Origin of the sequence: Streptomyces sp. sk2.1 (assembly GCF_008120935.1) — a bacterium.
Classification (GTDB): Bacteria; Actinomycetota; Actinomycetes; order Streptomycetales; family Streptomycetaceae; genus Streptomyces.
On the sequence record NZ_RDBO01000077.1, the window covers coordinates 1,631,034 to 1,647,390 of the forward strand.

Here is a 16,357-nt window from a genome sequence, read left to right on the forward strand (position 1 = left end):
CGTGCGCGGCGGTGAGTGCCCTGAGCACGGCCTCCCGGTTGGAGGTGTGGACGGCGACCGCGTGCCGGACGTTGGTGTCCCGGGTGACGAAGTACGGGATCCGCGCGTGCTCCAGGGCGGTGGCGACCAGTGCCAGGTTGTTCTGGACCACGTCCCAGGGGGATTCGCTGCCCAGCCGGCGGCACAGCTGTCCGCCGTCGCGCACGAGGCCCCGGTCGCAGCGGAGGACCGGGCGCGGCACGGCACGGCGCGGGCCCTGGAGGAACGGCTGCTCCGCTCCGACCGGGGCCTCGTGCGCGACGGCGGACAGCTGTGCCGCCGGCTGGGCAGCGAATCCCCCTGGGACGTGGTCCAGAACAACCTGGCACTGGTCGCCACCGCCCTGGAGCACGCGCGGATCCCGTACTTCGTCACCCGGGACACCAACGTCCGGCACGCGGTCGCCGTCCACACCTCCAACCGGGAGGCCGTGCTCAGGGCACTCACCGCCGCGCACGGCGGCAGCGCGGTCTACGTGGCGCTGCTCAACGAACGCCAGAGCCCCACCGCCACCGTCCTCGCCGCCTTCGCCGAGAAGTACGCCCAGGCCACCTGCCCGGCCGTGCGCGTCTACCAGAACGCCGTCACGCCCGCCCGCACCCTCCGCCTCGCCGGGGTCTACGGCTGCACCATCAACTTCTGGGAGGAGGACGCGGAGGACCCGTACATGATGGTCTCCCCGGTCCGCACCCTGGTGGGCGACCGGGTGCCCACCCGGACCATGCGGGTGCACGAGACCGTGCTCGGCGGACGCGCCTACCCCACCATCGAGCCGTACGCCCACGCCGTCCACGGGGACATCGGCTTCCCCGTCGACGCCGTGTACACCTGGGTCAACGGCGGTGACGTCTCCTGGCTGGAGCGGAAGAACGCGGTGATGCGCGCCCTCGGCATGCAGACCGAGGACTCCGCGAGCAGCGCCGCCCGCTTCCGCGACCGGGACGAGCTGCGCTACTCGCTGCGCTCCATCGACATGTACGCCCCGTGGATCCGCACCATCCACCTGGTCACCGACCAGCAGGTGCCGGAATGGCTCGACCCGAGCCACCCGCGGATCAGGGTGGTCGACCACCGGGAGATCTTCGCCGACCCGTCGGTGCTGCCGACGTACAACTCGCACGCCATCGAGAGCCAGCTGCACCGCATCGACGGGTTGTCCGAGCACTTCCTGTACTTCAACGACGACGTGTTCATCGGCCGGGTGCTCCAGCCGGGCATGTTCTTCCACGGCAACGGCGTCGCCAAGCACTTCATGTCCCCGACGACCGTGCCCATGGGACCGGCCACGACCGGCGACGAGTTCAACATGAGCGCGGCCAAGAACAACCGCGGCCTGATAGCCGACACCTTCGGACAGGTCCTCGCCCACTCGTTCCTGCACGCGCCGCATCCGCTGCGGCGCAGCGTCCTCGCCGACATCGAGCGCCAGTACCCGGACGCGGTCGCGGCGACCGCCGCCAGCCGCTTCCGCAGCCACTCCGACCTCGCGATCGCGTCGTCGCTGCACCACTACTTCGGCTTCCACACCCAGCGCTCGGCCCCGGGCAGCATCAACTGCGGCTTCGTCAACGTGGGGCTGAGCGAGCACAAGCAGCGGCTCTCCCGCCTCCAGCTCAACCGCCCGCACGACGTCTTCTGCCTGAACGACTACCACGACGGCGACGTCACCGAGGACGAGCAGGACGCCGTCCTGGCGGCCTTCCTGCCCTCGTACTTCCCGGTGGCCAGCCAGTTCGAGGCGGGTTCCCCGCGCAACCAGCGCTTCCACGCCGGACAACTGCCGCAGTGGCCGCTGTGAGCACGTCCCGCGCCGTCCGCCGTTCGCCAGCCGTGCCCGATCGGAGCATCCACCGACCATGACCCAGCCCGCCGGGGCGAACTCCACCTCGCTGTTCCAGGTGTTCGCCCACGCCGACGACGACCTCTACTTCGTCAACCCCGACCTGTACCGGCTGCTGACCGCGGGCCACCGCGTCACCAGCGTCTACCTCACCGCCGGTGAGGCCGACGGGCGCAACGTGGACACCCGCGACCCGCTGCGGGACCAGGCCCCGGTCGACTTCGCCGGATACATGGAGGCACGCCAGAACGGCCTGTGCGCCGCCTACGCCACCATGGTCCTCGGCGACCGGGAGGCCCCCTGGGCCCGGGAGCCGGTCGAACTCGTCCCCGGCGTGGCCGCGGAGCGGTTCTACCTGGAACAGGCGCCGCACGTGCAGCTCTTCTTCCTGGGCCTGCGGATGGCGGACGCCGCGCACGGCTTCCCCGCGGACCAGCCGCAGGCCCGGCTGACCAGCCTGTGGGACGGGCGCGCCGCCCGCCAGCCCACCCTGCTGGCCGCCGGGTCCGAGCTGCACCAGCCGCAGGCCCTCGGCCGCGAGGACGTCGTCACCGCCCTCGTCCAGCTGCTCTCCTACGCGCAGCCCACGGCGCTGTGGACCATGGACCCGGACCCGCTGCACGAGTCGTACGACGAGGCACGCGGCATCACCTCCAGCGACCACGCCGACCACACCGCCACGGCCCAGTTCGCCCGCGAGGCGCTCCGCCGCCACCTGCGCGCCGGGGGCCGCCCGCCACTGGTCGAGCACTTCACCGGCTACGGCAACAAGAACTGGCCGAGCAACCTGAGCGAGCGCTCCCACGCGCTGAAGAAGTCCCTGGTCGACGTGTACGCGGGGGCCGACGGCCACACCTGCGCCCACCGCCACTGCGGCGACCTCCAGCTCGGTGACGGCGCCGACATCCGCCGCTACGGCTGGAGCACCCGCAGCCGCTACCCGCAGGGCACCCGGTGGCTGCACCGGCAGGCCGACGGCCGGCTCGCCGCCTACGCGGTCCTCGGCGACCAGGCCGCGGTGTGGACGGAGACCGAAGCCGGCGCCGGACGCTTCGAGGGACCGCTCCTGCTGCCCGGCGGCGACCTCCTGCCGTATCTCGACGTCGCCCCCGACCGCACCGGCGGCGTCCACCTGGTCGGGCTGCGCCGCCTCCAGGGCGCCGAGGGCCGGGCCGACGTCGAGGTGGTGCGCATGTGGCGCCAGGCGCACACCGGCTCCGTGCTGCCCTGGGAATCCCTCGGCAACCCCGACGAGGCCACCCGCGACTGGCGGCGCTGCCGCGAGGTCGGTGTGCCCGCGGCGGTGGTGGACCCGGCCGGCCACCTCCACGTCTTCGTGCGGAACTTCTCGGTGGGCGTCAGCCTGCGGCGCGAGACGCCGGAGGGGTTCACCGCCTGGGAGACGCTCGGCGGGCGCTGGATGCAGGATTCCCTGACCACCGTGCTGCGTTCCACGGGCCGCATCGACATGTACGCCACGAACCGCACCGGCGGGGTGCGGTGGCGGCAGGAAGCCGTGTACGGGCCGTTCAAGCTGGAGGACCAGCTGGTCACCGGCGTGCCGGAGAGCTGGCGTCCGGCCTCCGGCCTCACCCCCGTGCAGGTGGGCCGCAACCGCGTGGCGCTGCTCTACCGGGAGGAGGACTCCGGGGCGGTGATGTGCCACCGGCAGCGCCCCAACGGAACGTGGGAACAGCGGGTGGAGCGGCTCAGCGACGACGGCGGCACCGGGGCGGTCGCCGCGCTCCGGCTGCTCGCACCCGACCACGACCTCCTGGTCGTCGCCCGCAGGGACGAGCGGAGCAGGCCCGCGGTGACCGTGCTGTCCGCGGACGACCACGACGCGGCGCGGCCCGACTGGGAACGCCACGAGATCCAGATGGCCGGTGCCCCGGCCGTCGCCGCCGACGCGTACGGCCGGGCGGTCGTCACGGTGCTCGGCACGGACGGCCGACTGCACTGGGCACGGCGGGAAGAAGCCCGGCCGGGCGCCGCCCTCGGCCCCTGGCAGACGTGCTGACCCCCGACCCGGGGGCCGCACGACAACGGAGACGAGAAGAAGACATGCGAAAGATCTGCGTCATCGGCAACTCGGTGGCCGCCTCCCGCACCGAGGAGGAGGCACCGCTCGCGGGCTGGGGCCAGTACCTGGAGGAGTTCCTGGGCCCCGACTGCGACGTGCGCAACTACGCGCGCGACGCCATGACGCTGCGGGACTATTACACGGGGCGGTTCGCGGCGCTGCTCACCCTCGTCGGCCCCGGCGACCTCGTGCTCATCGCCTTCGGCCACGTCGAGCAGCGCATCAACCAGCTCAACCGGTACCACGGCCCGCGGGAGTACAAGGAGTACCTGCGGCTGTACGTCGAGACGCTGCGGGCCGAGGGCGCCGTGCCGGTCCTCGTGACCCCGGCGGCCCGCTGCGTGTTCGACACCTCGGGAAACCCGGTGGACACCCATGACGGATACGCGCGGCTGACCCTGGAGGCCGCCGCGGAACTCGGCTGCCCGGCCGTCGACATGAACGCCTCCACCACCCGGCTCCTCGCCGAGCTGGGCCCCATGCGCGCCCGCGGCCTCTTCCGGTGGCTGGATCCGGGCGAGCACCCGGGGCACCCGCAGGGCATCGTCGACGCCTCCCACTTCAACCACGCCGGGGCCCGGGAAGCGGCGCGGCTGGTGGCGAGCGGCCTGGCCGGCGTGCCGGGACTGCCGCCCGGGCTGGTGGACGTCCAGCGACTGGTGCCGGGACAGGCGCCGCCGGTGCAGACCGAGTTCACCGTGCAGCAGCCGCAGCTCGCGCTGACCGCGCGGCCCGAGGTGGCCGTCGCCCCGACCGTGACGTCACCGGCCTTCGCGGAACCGGTCGGCGCCGGACGCAAACTGACGGGAACGGCGCCGGCGGGCGCCGATTACGTGATCTTCTTCGAGGAGGGGGAGTACCTCGGCGGGACCCGCGCCGCCGAGGACGGGACGTGGCAGTGGCGGCGCGCCGTGCAGTGGCCCGCCGGCCGGCACGAGGTGACCGTGATCGCCCTCGCGGGCAACGCGGTGTCCACGGCCGCGGAGACGCAGTTCGAGGTCCTCGACCGGCTGGAGGCGCCCGAGGTGATCGGGCCGCGCAAGGGGGCGTGGAGCGGCCCCCGCCCCCGGTTCTCGGGCACGGCCGCACGCGGCGTCCGGAAGGTCATGGTGCTGGAGCGGGGCCGGCTGATCGCCGAGGCCCCGGTGCAGGACGACGGGAGCTGGCGGGTCACCCACCCCCACGACTGGCGGCCGGGCACCTACACGGTGGAGTTCGTCGCGGTGTTCAGCGCCATCCACTCGCCCCCGACGCGGCTGGAGCTGAAGGTGCACGGCGTTCCCGAGGACAGCTGGCTGCACACCTCGATGTCCGCGCGCACGTCCTGCGGTCCGGGCTGCGAGCACTACCCGGCGCTGCCCGCCTGGTGACGCGGCGGGACCGCCCGCCCCACCCCCGAAACGCGGAACGGGCCGTACGGAGTGGTCTCCGTACGGCCCGCCGTCGCGTCGGCGAAGAGGCGTTACGCCGGAACGCTCGCCACGCCCTGCGCGAGGAACTTCTTGCCGTTCACCCGCTCCGAGACGCCCTCACGGTCCAGGTACGGCGTGATGCCGCCCAGGTGGAAGGGCCAGCCCGCGCCGGTGATCAGGCAGAGGTCGATGTCCTGGGCCTCGGCGACGACGCCCTCGTCCAGCATCAGACCGATCTCCTGCGCCACCGCGTCCAGGACCCGGTCGCGGACCTGCTCCTCGGTCAGGACGACGTCGCCCTGCTTCAGGAGCGCGGCGACCTCCGGGTCCAGCTCCGGCTTGCCGGAGTCGTAGACGTAGAAGCCGCGCTTGCCGGCCTTCACGACCGCGGCCAGGTTCTCCGAGACGGTGAACCGGTCCGGGAAGGCGCGGTTCAGGGTCTCCGAGACGTGCAGACCGATCGCCGGGCCGACCAGCTCCAGGAGCACCAGCGGGGACATCGGCAGGCCGAGCGGCTCGATGGCCCTCTCCGCGGTCTCGACCGGGGTGCCCTCGTCGATGACGTTCTGGATCTCGCCCATGAAGCGGGTGAGGATGCGGTTGACGACGAACGCCGGGGCGTCCTTCACCAGCACCGCGGTCTTCTTCAGCTTCCGCGCCACACCGAACGCCGTGGCCAGCGAGGCGTCGTCGGTCCGCTCGCCGCGGACGATCTCCAGCAGCGGCAGGATCGCGACCGGGTTGAAGAAGTGGAAGCCGACGACCCGCTCGGGGTGCTTCAGCTTCGACGCCATCTCGGTGACCGAGAGGGACGAGGTGTTGGTGGCGAGGATCGCGTGCGCCGGGGCGACCGCCTCGACCTCCGCGAACACCTGCTGCTTGACGCCGATCTCCTCGAAGACGGCCTCGATGATGAAGTCGGCGTCGGAGAAGCCCTCGGCCTTGTCCAGCACACCGGAGACCAGGGCCTTGAGGCGGTTGGCCTTGTCCTGGTTGATCCGGCCCTTGCCGAGCAGCTTCTCGATCTCGGCGTGGACGTAGCCCACACCCTTGTCGACCCGCTCCTGGTCGATGTCGGTCAGCACGACCGGCACCTCCAGGCGGCGCAGGAACAGCAGTGCCAGCTGCGAGGCCATCAGACCGGCGCCCACGACGCCGACCTTGGTGACCGGGCGGGCCAGGCTCTTGTCCGGGGCCCCGGCCGGGCGCTTGGCGCGCTTCTGGACCAGGTTGAAGGAGTAGATGCCCGAGCGCAGCTCGCCGCCCATGATCAGGTCCGCGAGGGCCTGGTCCTCGGCGTCGAAGCCGGCACCCAGGTCGCCGTCCTTCGCCGCGGCGATGATCTCCAGCGCGCGGTACGCGGCCGGGGCCGCACCGTGCACCTTGGAGTCGGCGATGGCCCGGCCGCGCGCGACGGCCTGGTCCCAGGCCTCACCGCGGTCGACCTCGGGACGCTCCACCGCGACCGTGCCGTTCAGCACGTCCGCCGTCCAGACCAGCGACTGCTCCAGGAAGTCGGCGCCCTCGAAGATCGCGTCGGCGATGCCGAGCTCGAAGACCTGCTTGCCCTTGAGCTGGCGGTTCTGGTTCAGCGAGTTCTCGATGATGACGGAGACCGCGCGGTCGGCACCGATCAGGTTGGGGAGCAGCGCGCAGCCGCCCCAGCCCGGGACCAGACCGAGGAAGACCTCGGGCAGCGAGAACGCGGGCAGCGCCTTGGAGACGGTGCGGTACGAGCAGTGCAGACCGACCTCGACGCCGCCGCCCATCGCCGCGCCGTTGTAGTACGCGAACGTCGGGACCGCGAGGCCGGACAGGCGGCGGAAGACGTCGTGGCCGCCCTTGCCGATGGCCAGCGCGTCGTCGTGGTTCTTCAGCAGCTCGACGCCCTTGAGGTCGGCGCCGACCGCGAAGATGAACGGCTTGCCGGTGATGCCGACGCCGGTGATCGCACCCTCGGCGGCCTCCTTCTCGACCTGGTCGATCGCGGCGTTCAGGTTCGCCAGCGACTGCGGTCCGAAGGTGGTCGGCTTGGTGTGGTCCAGGCCGTTGTCCAGGGTGATGAGGGCGAAGCGGCCCGCACCGGCCGGGAGGTCGAGGTGGCGTACGTGCGCCTGGGTGACGACCTCGTCGGGGAACAGTTCGGCCGCACCCTTCAGAAGCTCGGTGGTGGTGCTCACTTGTCGCCTCCGTCGAAGTTCGGGTTCTCCCAGATGACCGTGGCGCCCATGCCGAAGCCGACGCACATGGTGGTGAGGCCGTAGCGGACCTGCGGCTGCTCCTCGAACTGGCGGGCCAGCTGCGTCATCAGACGCACGCCGGAGGAGGCCAGCGGGTGGCCGTAGGCGATGGCGCCGCCGTACTGGTTGACCCGGGCGTCGTCGTCGGCGATGCCGTAGTGGTCGAGGAAGGCCAGCACCTGGACGGCGAAGGCCTCGTTGATCTCGAACAGGCCGATGTCGCCGATCGTCAGCCCGGCCTTGGCCAGGGCCTTCTCGGTCGCCGGGATCGGACCGTAGCCCATGACCTCCGGCTCCACGCCCGCGAAGGCGTAGGAGACCAGGCGCATCCTGACCGGGAGGCCGTTCTCGCGGGCGAAGTCCTCGGAGGCGATGATCGAGGCCGTCGCGCCGTCGTTGAGACCGGCGGCGTTGCCGGCGGTGACCCGGCCGTGCGCGCGGAACGGGGTCTTCAGGCCCGCCAGGTTCTCCAGCGTGGTGCCCGGTCGCATCGGCTCGTCGGCGGTGACCAGGCCCCAGCCGGTCTCACCGGCCTCCGGGTTGGTGCGGCGCACGGAGATCGGCACCAGGTCCTGCTGGATCTTGCCGTCGGCGTACGCCTTGGCGGCCTTCTCCTGCGAGCGGACCGCGTACTCGTCGGCGCGGACCTTGGTGATCTGCGGGTACCGGTCGTGCAGGTTTTCCGCGGTCATGCCCATGAACAGGGCGGACTCGTCGACCAGCTTCTCCGAGACGAAGCGCGGGTTCGGGTCCACGCCCTCGCCCATCGGGTGACGGCCCATGTGCTCGACGCCACCGGCGATGACGGCGTCGTACGCGCCGAAGGCGATGGAACCGGCCGTCGAGGTGACGGCGGTCAGGGCGCCCGCGCACATGCGGTCGATGGAGTAACCGGGGACGGACTGCGGCAGACCGGCCAGGATTCCGGCGGTGCGGCCCAGCGTCAGCCCCTGGTCGCCGATCTGGGTCGTCGCGGCGATGGCGACCTCGTCGATCTTCGCGGGGTCCAGGGCCGGGTTGCGGCGCAGCAGCTCCCGGATGGCCTTCACGACGAGATCGTCGGCGCGGGTCTCGTGGTAGATGCCCTTCGGGCCCGCTTTGCCGAACGGGGTGCGGACGCCGTCGACGAAGACGACGTCCCGGATGGTACGAGGCACGGTGGCTCTCCTCCAGGGTGCGGGATGGCACTGCTGCGGGCGCGCCCGAGCGCGCCGCACCCTCATGCTACTTGCGGGTAACCAGACTGCCCACCCCTGGTGCCGGGAGCGGCGAAGGTCACATGCGGGAAAGGCGCCCGCCCGACCCGTTCCGGCCGGCGGCCGCGAGACCCCGCACGGCCGCGCGACCGTGCGCGCGGGAGCGGGGCGCGGGTGCGGGGGAGGAGCGGATACGGCGACGAGCGCCGGACGGGGTGGAATCAGCCCGTCCGGCGCTCGTGGCACGGCGTGCGCGCCGCCGTGGAACCTGGCGCGAATGCGACCCCGGTACGCGTCCGGCGGGGCGCTCGGTGACGGCTCGTCAGGCCGTCGCGGCCAGCGCGCGGACCAACAGCGGGGCCACCTGCTCGATCTGCCAGTGCCGCGCCCCGTACCCGGCGAGCGCGGTCTCGACCGTGTCCGGCGTCGGGTGCTTGGGCGGCTCCCAGCAGATCCGGCGCACCGTGTCGGGGGTGATCAGGTTCTCCTGCGGCATGTTCAGCCGCGCGGCGAGCTCCGACACCGCGGCGCGCGCGGCCGAGAGCCGGGCCGCCGCGGCCGGGTCCTTGTCCGCCCAGGCGCGGGGCGGCGGCGGACCGGCGAGGGCCTGGCCGGGCTGGGGGAGTTCGGAGTCGGGCAGCGCCTTGGCGCGGTCGACGGCCGCCTGCCACTGCTCCAGCTGACGCCGCCCCATGCGGTGGCCGAACCCGGGCAGCGCGGTCAGCGCCTGCGTGTTCGGCGGGAGCGCGAGCGCCGCCTCGACGATCGCGGCGTCGCTCAGCACCTTGCCCGGCGAGATGTCGCGGCGCCGGGCGACCTGGTCACGGGTGGTCCACAGCTCCCGGACCACGGCCATCTGCCGGCGGCGGCGGACCTTGTGCATGCCGGACGTGCGGCGCCAGGGGTCCTTGCGCGGCGGGGCGGGCGGCGCGGAGGCGATCGCGTCGAACTCCTCGCGGGCCCATTCCAGCTTGCCCTGCCGGTCGAGCTCCTCCTCCAGGGCGTTGCGCAGGTCGATCAGCAGCTCGACGTCGAGCGCCGCGTAGCGCAGCCAGGGGTCGGGCAGCGGGCGGGTGGACCAGTCGACGGCGGAGTGGCCCTTCTCCAGGGAGTACCCGAGCACGTTCTCGACCATGGCGCCGAGACCGACGCGCGGGAAGCCGGCGAGCCGTCCGGCCAGCTCCGTGTCGAAGAGCCCGGTGGGGGTCATCCCTATCTCGCGCAGGCAGGGCAGGTCCTGGGTGGCGGCGTGCAGAATCCACTCGCTGCCGCTCAGTGCGCTCCCGAGCCCCGACAGGTCGGGGCAGCCGACCGGGTCGATCAGTGCGCTGCCCGCACCGTCCCGGCGCAGCTGCACGAGGTAGGCGCGCTGACCGTAGCGGTAGCCGGAGGCGCGCTCGGCGTCCACGGCCACCGGGCCGGAGCCGGCGGCGAAGGCGGAGACCACCCGGGCCAGGGCGTCGTCGGATGCCACCACCGGGGGGATGCCCTCGCGAGGTTCGAGCAAGGGGATCGGCGCCGGGGCGACGTCGTCCGGGGGAGCGCCCCCGGTGGTTCGCAGTGATGTGTCTGCTGCGGTCTCTTGGGCGTCGGTCACGTGTCAAGGGTATCTGTGTATGTGCGGCGCCCGTCGACGGAACGTTCCGTCGACGGGCGCCGGCCGGGGCGGGGGCGTCAGTGGATGATTCCCGTGCGCAGGGCGACGGCGACCATTCCGGCGCGGTCCCCGGTGCCGAGCTTGCGGGCGATGCGGGCGAGGTGGCTCTTGACGGTCAGGGCGGACAGGCCCATGGAGACGCCGATGGCCTTGTTGGACTGGCCCTCGGCGACCAGCCGCAGGACCTCGACCTCGCGGCCGGACAGTTCGCGGTAGCCGCCCGGGTGGCTCGGGGTGCCGGGGGGCCGGCGGTGCATACGGGCGGCATTGGCGCCGATGGGGGCGACGCCGGGGCGGGCGGGATGGCCGATATTGGTTCGGGTGCCGGTGACGACATAGCCCTTCACACCGCCCGCGAGGGCGTTGCGCACGGCGCCGATGTCGTCGGCGGCGGAGAGTGCGAGACCGTTCGGCCAGCCGGCCGCCCGGGTCTCGGACAACAGGGTCAGCCCGGAACCGTCGGGCAGGTGGACGTCGGCAACGCAGATGTCGCGCGGGTTGCCGACGCGGGGACGAGCCTCCGCGATGGACGACGCCTCGATGACGTCACGTACTCCGAGAGCCCACAGATGGCGGGTGACGGTGGAACGGACGCGCGGGTCGGCCACGACGACCATGGCCGTCGGCTTGTTCGGGCGGTAGGCGACCAGGCTTGCGGGCTGCTCTAGGAGAACGGACACCAGGCCTCCTGGGGGGAGTGGTGGGACGGGCCGGCTCGGGGATGAAGCCGGGGCAACCGTGCTTGAAGGGTTATTGACCTCTTCGGCAGCGGGCCCGTCCTCCTTTAGGGGAAGATCGCGATTTAGTGAGTAACAATTCCTGGCAAACCGGACATTCGATTGATTGTACGAAAAGAACGCCGGTAACGGTGCATCGAATGTGACGCACGGTTACCGGCGTGGAGATGATTTTCGGCCAGAGAAAGAGAGGAGGGCGGAGTCGGTGGCTCCGGACCGCGACGCCCCGACGGGCGCCGAGACGCCCGACGGACCCGGTGCCTCAGTGGGGCTGGGGGCCGCGGCGCTGAGGGAGCGTCACCACCGTCGCGTCCACGGGGTCCGACGGCGGCAGACCGGCGACCTGGCACAGCAGGTCGCCCCACGCCATGAGGTGCGCCGAGGCGTCCGGGACCCCGCCGCGCCCCTCGCGCGGCGTCCAGGACGCCCGGATCTCGATCTGGGTCGCCGGCCGTCTTTCGCCCAGCGCCCCGAAGTAGTGCGACCCCGCCCGGGTCACCGTGCCGCCCGCCTCCCCGTACGACAGGCCGCGCGCCTCCAGCGCGCCGGTCAGCCAGGACCAGCACACCTCCGGCAGCAGCGGATCGGACGCCATCTCCGGCTCCAGTTCGGCCCGCACCAGCGTCACCAGGCGGAAGGTGCCCCGCCAGGCGTCCTGCCCGGCCGGGTCGTGGAGCAGCACGAGACGGCCGTCGGCGAGGTCCTCCTCGCCGTCGACGACCGCGGCCTCCAGGGCGTACGCGTACGGGGCGAGCCGCTTGGGCGGTCGTGTCGGCTCCACCTCCAGCTCGGGTCGGAGCCGCGCCGAATGCAACGCGTCCACCGCCGAACGGAACGCGGGCGGGACGGAGCCGCCCTCCTCGCCGTCGCTGGTGTCGGCGCCATCGGTCTGATCGGAGAACTGTCCCTGAGCCGGAGCCATGCGGGGAAGAGTAGGCGGAACCGGGGCTTCGCGCAGGGAGGGACACCCGGGGCGGGCCCGGCGGCTTGCGGCTTCGTGCGAAGATTCCTGGTGTGAGTGCCAACGATCGCCCCATGGGCCAGCAGACGAAGACCTCCGCCACCCATGAGTCGGCGTTCCTGAAGGCGTGCCGCCGCGAGCCCGTGCCGCACACCCCGGTCTGGTTCATGCGCCAGGCCGGACGCTCGCTGCCCGAGTACCTGAAGGTCCGCGAGGGCATCCCGATGCTCGACTCCTGCATGATGCCGGAGCTGGTCGCGGAGATCACGATGCAGCCCGTCCGCCGCCACAAGGTCGACGCCGCGATCTACTTCAGCGACATCGTCGTACCGCTCAAGGCCATCGGGATCGACCTCGACATCAAGCCCGGCATCGGCCCGGTCATCGCCGACCCCATCCGCACCCGCGCCGACCTGGCCCGGCTGCGCGACCTCACGCCCGAGGACGTCTCCTACGTCACCGAGGCCATCGGCCTGCTCACCGCCGAGCTGGGCGCCACCCCGCTCATCGGCTTCGCCGGGGCGCCCTTCACCCTCGCCAGCTACCTCGTGGAGGGCGGCCCGTCCCGCAACCACGAGCACACCAAGGCCCTGATGCACGGCGACCCGGAGCTCTGGGCGGACCTGCTCGACCGGCTCGCCGAGATCACCGGCGCCTTCCTCAAGGTGCAGATCGAGGCCGGGGCCTCGGCCGTCCAGCTCTTCGACTCCTGGGTGGGCGCCCTCGCCCCCGCCGACTACCGGCGTTCGGTGCTCCCCGCGTCGGCGAAGGTCTTCGACGCCGTCGCCCCCTACGGCGTCCCGCGCATCCACTTCGGCGTCGGCACCGGCGAACTCCTCGGCCCGATGGGCGAGGCCGGCGCGGACGTCGTCGGCGTCGACTGGCGCGTCCCGCTGGACGAGGCCGCCCGCCGGGTCGGCCCCGGCAAGGCGCTCCAGGGCAACCTCGACCCCGCGGTGCTGTTCGCGCCGACGGCGACGGTGGAGGAGAAGGCCCAGGAGGTGTTGGACGCCGCCGCCGGCCTGGAGGGCCACGTCTTCAACCTGGGCCACGGCGTGATGCCGTCGATGGACCCGGACGCGCTGACCCGGCTCGTCGAGTACGTGCACACCAGCACCGAGCGCTGAGCACGGCGCGGACACCACGCGCGCGGAGCCTGCCGGGCGGCCACCCCGCCCCCGGCAGGCCCTCAGTCGGTACCCGCCCGCCGCACCGCGGCCACCGCCTTGCGGGCCGCCACCAGGACCGGGTCCCAGACCGGTGAGAACGGCGGTGCGTACCCGAGGTCCAGGGCGGTCATCCGCTCCACCGTCATCCCCGCCGTGAGCGCCACGGCCGCGACGTCCACCCGCTTGGCGGCCCCGTCCCGGCCCACGATCTGCACCCCCAGCAGCCGGCCCGTGCGGTACTCCGCCAGCATCTTCACCGTCATGGGCAGCGCCCCCGGGTAGTAGCCCGCCCGCCCCGTCGACTCGATCGTCGCCGTGACGAACCGCAGGCCCACCGCGCGGGCGTCCTTCTCGCGCAGACCGGTGCGGGCGATCTCCAGGTCGCACACCTTGCTCACCGCCGTCCCCACCACCCCCGGGAACGTCCCGTAGCCGCCGCCGACGTTGGACCCGATGATCTGGCCGTGCTTGTTGGCGTGGGTGCCCAGCGCGATGTGCCGGGTCCGGCCCGCCACCAGGTCGAGCACCTCCACGCAGTCGCCGCCCGCCCAGATGCCGTCGTGCCCGACGACCCGCATCGACAGATCGGTCAGCAGACCGCCGTGCGGGCCCAGCGGCAGGCCCGCGGCGCGCGCCAGCGTCGTCTCCGGCTCCACCCCGATGCCGAGCACCACCACGTCCGCCGGGTAGGAGGTGTCGCCCGCCGCGACCGCCCGGACCCGGCCGTCCGGCCCGGTGAGGATCGCGGTGACCTCGGCCCGGCCGACCGTGGTGATGCCCATGCCGTCCATCGCCTCGTGCACCAGCCGGCCCATGTCGGGGTCGAGCGTCGCCATCGGCTGCTCGCCCCGGTTGAGGACGGTCACCTCGAAGCCGCGCTTCAGCAGCGCCTCCGCCATCTCCACACCGATGTAGCCCGCCCCGACGACCACCGCCCGCCGCCCCGGCGCCCGGTCCAGCGAGTCCAGCAGCGCCTGCCCGTCGTCCAGCGTCTGCACCCCGTGCACCCCGGGCGCGTCCATGCCGGGCAGCGCCGGACGCACCGGCCGGGCCCCCGTCGCGATCACCAGCTTGTCGAAGCCCGTCCAGTACGACTCGCCGGTCCCCAGGTCCAGGGCCCGCACCCGCCGCCCGGCCACGTCGATCTCCGTGACCTCGGTACGCGTCCTGAGGTCGATGTCGCGGGCCCGGTGCTCCTCGGGCGTACGGGCCACCAGGTCGTCCCGCTCCGCCACGTCGCCGCCGACCCAGTACGGGATCCCGCACGCGGAGTAGGAGGTGAAGCGGCCCCGCTCGAAGGCGACGATCTCCAGTTCGCCGGGGCCCCTCAGCCGGCGGGCCTGGGACGCGGCGGACATGCCCGCCGCGTCACCGCCGATGATCACCAGTCGCTCCGCCGCCATGCCCGTCCCTCCGACGCCCGGGACCCCCGCCCGGATCGACATGATCCAAACGGAAAATCCTAGTCCGAGGGGCCCACGCTACGACGTGGGGGAAGCGGGTGGGCGCCCGGACGGGTTTGAGAGAGTGGGGGCATGCAGCGTTCAAGCAACAGCGCGGACACGGGCCCGGGACACGTCGTCGTCATCGGCGGCGGCATCGCCGGCCTCGCCGCCGCACACCGGCTCCTCGGCGCCGGCCTCCGGGTCACCCTGCTGGAGGCCACCGAGCGGCTCGGCGGCAAGCTCATGACCGGCGAGGTCGCCGGGGCCCGGGTCGACCTGGGCGCCGAGTCGATGCTCGCCCGCCGGCCGGAGGCCGTCGACCTGGCCCGCGCCGTCGGGCTCGGCGACCGCCTGCAACCACCCGCCACGACCACCGCGTCCGTCTGGACCCGCGACGCCCTGCGGCCCATGCCCAAGGGCCACGTGATGGGCGTGCCGGGCGACCCGGCGGCGCTCGCCGAGGTGCTCTCCCCGGAGGGCCTCGCCCGCATCGCGCAGGAGCGCGACCTCACCCCGACCACCGTCGGCGACGACGTCGCCGTCGGCGCGTACGTCGCCGACCGGCTGGGCCGGGAGGTCGTGGACCGGCTCGTGGAACCGCTGCTCGGCGGCGTGTACGCGGGCGACGCGTACCGGATCTCGATGCGCGCCGCCGTGCCCCAGCTCTTCGAGGCGGTGCGGGAGGGCGGCCCGCTCCTCGACGCCGTCCGCCGCGTCCAGGACCGCGCCGCGGCCCGGCAGCGGACCGGACCCGTCTTCCAGGGCATCGACGGCGGCATCGGCTCCCTGCCCGGAGCGGTCGCCGACGCGGTGCGCGCGGCCGGCGGGGAGATCCTGACCGCCACCCCCGTCCTCGGCCTGACCCGCACCACCACCGGCTGGGACGTCCGCACCGACGCCCGGGTGATCACCGCCGACGGCATCGTGCTGGCCGCGCCCGCCTGGTCCGCCTCCACCCTGCTCGCCGCCGAGTCCCCGGCGGCCTCCGCCGAGCTGGCCGGGGTCGAGTACGCGTCGATGGCCCTGGTCACCATGGCGTTCCGCCGCTCCGACACGGCCGCCACGACCGCGCTCGCCGGACGCTCCGGCTTCCTCGTCCCCCCGGTCGACGGCCGCACCATCAAGGCGTCCACCTTCTCCACCCACAAGTGGGGCTGGGTCGCCGAATCCGCCCCCGACCTCTTCGTCCTGCGCACCTCCGTCGGCCGCTACGGCGAGGAGGACCACATCCACCGCGAGGACGGCGAACTCGTCGACGTGTCGCTGCACGACCTCGCCGAGGCCACGGGGCTGACCGCGAAGCCCGTGGACACCGTGGTCACCCGCTGGACCGGCGGGCTGCCCCAGTACCCCGTGGGCCACCTCCCGCGGGTCGAACGGATCCGGGCCGAGGTCGCCAAACTGCCCGCGCTGCGGGTCTGCGGGGCGGTCTACGACGGCGTCGGCATCCCCGCCTGCGTCGCGAGCGCCCACCGCGCGGCGGACGAGATCGTCCACGACCTCACGGGCCGTCCGGCGGAAGAGATCATCGCCACGCCGACCCTGGTTCAGGGCACTCGGAGCGAGGCGGGACAATAG

Annotated in this window: 11 protein-coding genes and 1 pseudogene; 5 read left to right on the forward strand and 7 right to left on the reverse strand. The window is 73.0% G+C overall.

Going from position 1 to position 16,357, the window contains the following annotated elements; genetic code table 11:
• A partial coding sequence (locus EAO76_RS34410; protein ID WP_262376058.1) for a hypothetical protein occupies positions 1-241 on the reverse strand: 241 nt, incomplete at its 3' end.
• Between EAO76_RS34410 and EAO76_RS34415 the strand changes: the two are divergent.
• The 3 genes and pseudogenes from EAO76_RS34415 to EAO76_RS34425 all read left to right on the forward strand — a co-directional run.
• Positions 167-1,837: pseudogene (locus tag EAO76_RS34415) on the forward strand (stealth family protein); the annotation flags it as partial. The gene EAO76_RS34410 and the pseudogene EAO76_RS34415 sit on opposite strands and share 75 nt — an antisense overlap.
• A gap of 58 nt (positions 1,838-1,895) precedes the next feature.
• Positions 1,896-3,899 carry a PIG-L family deacetylase gene (locus tag EAO76_RS34420; RefSeq protein ID WP_148839999.1) on the forward strand — a complete coding sequence of 668 codons (2,004 nt, stop codon included), beginning with the start codon at positions 1,896-1,898 and terminating at the stop codon, positions 3,897-3,899.
• A 44-nt stretch (positions 3,900-3,943) separates the two neighbouring features.
• Positions 3,944-5,332 carry a GDSL-type esterase/lipase family protein gene (locus EAO76_RS34425; RefSeq protein WP_148840000.1) on the forward strand — a complete coding sequence of 463 codons (1,389 nt, stop codon included), beginning with the start codon at positions 3,944-3,946 and terminating at the stop codon, positions 5,330-5,332.
• A gap of 92 nt (positions 5,333-5,424) precedes the next feature.
• Here the strand turns inward: EAO76_RS34425 and EAO76_RS34430 are convergent, their stop codons facing one another.
• From EAO76_RS34430 to EAO76_RS34450, 5 genes are all read right to left on the reverse strand, one after another.
• On the reverse strand, positions 5,425-7,554 hold the full coding sequence (locus tag EAO76_RS34430; protein ID WP_148840001.1) for a 3-hydroxyacyl-CoA dehydrogenase NAD-binding domain-containing protein: 2,130 nt from the start codon (positions 7,552-7,554) through the stop codon (positions 5,425-5,427).
• Positions 7,551-8,771 (reverse strand): acetyl-CoA C-acyltransferase, encoded by a 1,221-nt coding sequence (locus EAO76_RS34435; protein WP_148840002.1) that lies wholly within the window; start codon positions 8,769-8,771, stop codon positions 7,551-7,553. The genes EAO76_RS34430 and EAO76_RS34435 overlap by 4 nt, the downstream gene beginning before the upstream one ends.
• A gap of 361 nt (positions 8,772-9,132) precedes the next feature.
• Complete coding sequence (locus EAO76_RS34440) at positions 9,133-10,407, reverse strand: ribonuclease D (protein WP_187438882.1); 1,275 nt, start codon at positions 10,405-10,407, stop codon at positions 9,133-9,135.
• A gap of 77 nt (positions 10,408-10,484) precedes the next feature.
• Positions 10,485-11,147: a response regulator transcription factor gene (locus tag EAO76_RS34445; protein WP_148840003.1), complete on the reverse strand. Its 663-nt coding sequence runs from the start codon at positions 11,145-11,147 to the stop codon at positions 10,485-10,487.
• Between the two features lie 319 nt (positions 11,148-11,466).
• The gene (locus EAO76_RS34450) at positions 11,467-12,126 is read right to left on the reverse strand and encodes a DUF3000 domain-containing protein (protein ID WP_148840004.1); all 660 of its coding nucleotides are present in this window, start codon (positions 12,124-12,126) and stop codon (positions 11,467-11,469) included.
• Between the two features lie 92 nt (positions 12,127-12,218).
• Here EAO76_RS34450 and hemE point away from each other — a divergent pair, with 92 nt between their 5' ends.
• Complete coding sequence (gene hemE, locus EAO76_RS34455; RefSeq protein WP_376041234.1) at positions 12,219-13,292, forward strand: uroporphyrinogen decarboxylase; 1,074 nt, start codon at positions 12,219-12,221, stop codon at positions 13,290-13,292.
• Between the two features lie 62 nt (positions 13,293-13,354).
• Here the strand turns inward: hemE and EAO76_RS34460 are convergent, their stop codons facing one another.
• The gene (locus EAO76_RS34460; protein ID WP_148840474.1) at positions 13,355-14,737 is read right to left on the reverse strand and encodes an FAD-dependent oxidoreductase; all 1,383 of its coding nucleotides are present in this window, start codon (positions 14,735-14,737) and stop codon (positions 13,355-13,357) included.
• A gap of 132 nt (positions 14,738-14,869) precedes the next feature.
• On the opposite strand from EAO76_RS34460, the gene hemG reads away from it, so the two are divergent.
• Positions 14,870-16,357, forward strand: coding sequence for a protoporphyrinogen oxidase (gene hemG / locus EAO76_RS34465; protein WP_148840005.1), 1,488 nt, complete (start codon positions 14,870-14,872; stop codon positions 16,355-16,357).